The following is a 3,367-nucleotide window of genomic DNA, read 5'->3' as shown; positions in this document are numbered from 1 at the left end:
ATCCGAGCAGGGGCATCCTCCGCAAAAGTTTGAAAATGTCTTTCAGAAAGCATTGACGGAAGGATTCCTGACAGTGGCGCATGCTGGTGAAGAGGGACCAGCACAAAATATTGATGATGCTCTAGCATTGCTGGGAACTGCGCGCATAGATCATGGTGTACGTTGTGTCGAAGATGAAGCGCTGGTGGATCGGCTGATTGAAGAAAAGGTTCCGCTAACTGTTTGTCCGTTATCCAATACCAAGCTTAAAGTTTTTGAGGATATGGGGCAGCACAATGTTGTTGACCTACTTCGTCGGGGCGTGTGTGTGACGTTGAATTCGGATGATCCGGCGTATTTTGGCGGCTATATGAATGCCAATTTCCTTGCGGTTGCCAAAGCGCATCCGATGAGCAAGGAAGAAGTCGCCCAGTTCACATTGAACGCCATTGAAGCCAGTTTTATTTCGGAGAGTGAGAAACTTCGCCTCCAGAAAGAGACATTGATCTATTTGGCGCAGTAAAGGATGTAAGAAGCTCAGGGCATTGTGGCCCTGAGCTTCTTGTTCACAGGTGCAGGTTTTCCTATTTCCCGTTCATAGCCTTGAGTTTGTCACCCACAGGGCCGGAGAAATTATAGCCGTCGTGCTTGTCCCAGTTGATCGACCATGTCATTACCCCGCCGAAGTTTGGATACAGTTTGGCTGGTACAACCGTACCGCAGCTTGTGCCAACTGTCAGGCAGTCGAGAGCACTAACAATGTTTTGTATCGGGGCCTGGCCGGAGTTAGCCGAGCTTGGACCGGACGGCAAGCCAATAGCCACCTGATCATCGCGTAATGGCTGGAACATAGTGCCGTCAGCGAGCTCGAACCCTTCGACGAGCATTTTTGCCGACGCGACCATCATATCAACCGAACCTTCAGGTGCTGCGCCCGGCATATACGGATTGGCTAATCCACCATTATTGTAAAGCTGAACATGTAACAGGTTCAGCATGTCTCTAAGTTGATCGATAACCGGAATATAGGCTCCCCAGATACCTGAGTAGGCAATCATCCCACCTTGAACATAAGGGTGTTCCGGAGCCATGGTGAGGTACATATTTCCGCCTGTATTGGCCTCAATCTGCTTTAGCGCTCGCGGCAGACGCGCCTGAATTTGTGTACCGTGCAGCAGGTTGGAACCACTTTCGAGGTCGATATCCAATCCATCGAAACCCCACTCTTTCATGATTTGGGTTAGGCTATTAACGAAGTTGACTTCATCCGCGTCCGTGTTGAGCGTAATAGTACCTTCTGCTCCGCCAAGAGACAGAACAATGACTTTGCCCTGAGCCCGTAAGTCACGGACATCTTGCTTGAAGTGCTCTGGACTTAGTGCCGGGCAGGCGCTGTGGATGTCACCGGCATAGAGGTTGAAATGTACGGTACCGTCGCTGTTTCTATCATTGTCAGCAAAGGCGATATCAATCACATCCCACGCCGGAGAAATGTCTCGAAGGCGCATAGGACAACCTGCACCGTTGACGAAGTTGTGCCAATAACCAATGAGCTTGTGTTTTGTGGCTGATTGTTCGATAACCTTGACACTGGCAGTTGCTGACATAGAGGTCGCGCCCTGCGAATCTGTTGCTATTGCCATGACGGTATAGTTACCTGCAGAGCCGGCAGTCCAGTTCGCTGTATACGGTGCCGTTGTATCGGTAGCGACTATAGTGCCATTGACTTGGAAATCCACTTTTTGCACAGAACCATTGAGAGACTCTGCAGTTGCCGCCAGATTAAAGGCCTGACCAAGACTGACCGTGGTCCCGCTGGTCGGAGAGGTTAGGCTGGTAACGAGTGCCTGATCGCTGACACTAACCAGAACAGAAGCTTCTCCGTTGTTTCCTTCGTTATCAGTCGCGACTGCTTTAATCGCGATATCACCAAGTCCTACAGCTTGCCAGTTGGCGGAGAAGGGAGCGGTGGTGTCAGTGCCGACGCTTTGGTTGCCTGCATAGAACTGTACTTGGCTAATCGTGCCGTCTGCATCTGTTGCCTGGGCATTAATGGTAACGTTACTGCCTGCCAATACCGTACTGTTATCGGCAGGTGAGGTTATACTGATTTCAGGCACAATGGCACAGATACCCAGATCAGTCCAAGCATCAGCCCAGTACTGACCTTTACCCGGTTCATAGGCCCATGCCGAATCTGACGAACACCAGCCCGCTACATCACAGTGATATTTGTGGTTGTTATGCTGGACGATATTGCCGCCTTGATACGCCTGGCCTGCAGTATAGGCGGGTATACCGGCGCATCCTCCAGCCGTGTTTCCATCGCTGACTGCAACGGTAACAATTTCACTGAATGTATAGGCATTATCTATATCTGTCGCTTTGGCCTTGAAGCTACGGGTACCAGCTTCTGCAGCCCATGGGTATTCATATGGAGCACTTGTATCCGTCCCAATAATTTGGTCATCAATATAGAAATCAACTTTAGCGACTGGTCCTTTGTCATCAGTTGCGTTTGCTGTGAGGGTAATATTCTCGCCAGCAATGATCTGCGACGATGCGGTAGGGCTGATTAGGTTGATGGTAGGCGGTAGGTTGCCGGTGGCACTGACAACAGAAATCGTGACGGTGTCACTGCTTGTCGCTCCCTGGTTGTCAGTAACCCGTGCTTCAATCAGGTGGGTGCCTAATACCGATTTCCAGTTCAGTGTATAAGGAGGTGTAATAACGCTACCCAAGGAGTGTGCACCAAGGAAGAATTCGACGCTATCTACGCTGCCGTCAGAATCATTGGCATTTGCTGTCAGCACAACAATGTCATTTTCGGTAAATTGTGCATTAGCCAGAGGAGAGGTTAGGGTCACAATCGGTAGCTGGTTGCCGGGGTTCGTGTCGCACTGACCGAGCTTTGTCCACTCTTGCCATGGCCCCGAATGGTTTGCCGGATCATTGCCGATATTCCACCAGTTAGCCTCATAAGCTATATTCTTGCTCTGAACTTGTGTACCGGTGTTATAAGCCATTCCCTGTTCCCAGATAGCAAGTTGAGAACAATTGACTGCATAGGCTTGACCGGCAGCGCAAATACTTAACAGTATTGCCGTTGCCATCAACGATTTTTGCATAATAAAGTTCCTATCAAAGTATCCTTAGAAGGTTAGATAAGTCGCTGTTTACCCATATCGCTCAGCGATGCTGCCTCCCGACATTGCAAGCATCGAGGTGGCATGCAGTTATCATTAGCGCTTATGATTCTTTTTGATAATAAAACTCTTGGTATTGTTCTATACTTCAAGCGCTTATCACATCAGTGATAAGCAAGGGGGAAATTCGGAATGGGATATTGCGAGTGAGTTTGTATTTTCTATGGGCTCAAAAATCACCG

Annotated in this window: 2 protein-coding genes; one reads left to right on the top strand and one right to left on the bottom strand. The window is 49.4% G+C overall.

Going from position 1 to position 3,367, the window contains the following annotated elements; translation table 11 throughout:
• Nucleotides 1-502 (top strand): adenosine deaminase (locus tag MHN01_RS21090; RefSeq protein WP_370646537.1); only part of this gene is annotated, 502 nt, incomplete at its 5' end.
• Between the two features lie 61 nt (nucleotides 503-563).
• Here the strand turns inward: MHN01_RS21090 and MHN01_RS21085 are convergent.
• Entirely contained in the window at nucleotides 564-3,107 is a 2,544-nt protein-coding gene (locus tag MHN01_RS21085) for an Ig-like domain-containing protein (protein WP_239413250.1), read from the bottom strand.
• Nucleotides 3,108-3,367 lie beyond the last annotated feature (260 nt).

This window comes from Photobacterium sp. OFAV2-7 (assembly GCF_022347985.1).
In the GTDB taxonomy this organism is placed as follows: domain Bacteria; phylum Pseudomonadota; class Gammaproteobacteria; order Enterobacterales; family Vibrionaceae; genus Photobacterium.
Note: the sequence above shows the minus strand (reverse complement) of the source record. Positions and strands in the feature narration are given on the sequence as shown.

What these genes read in the sequence shown, in the direction of transcription:
- MHN01_RS21085 (WP_239413250.1), bottom strand. Translation starts at nt 3,107, where the DNA reads ATGCAAAAATCGTTGATGGCAACGGCAATACTGTTAAGTATTTGCGCT.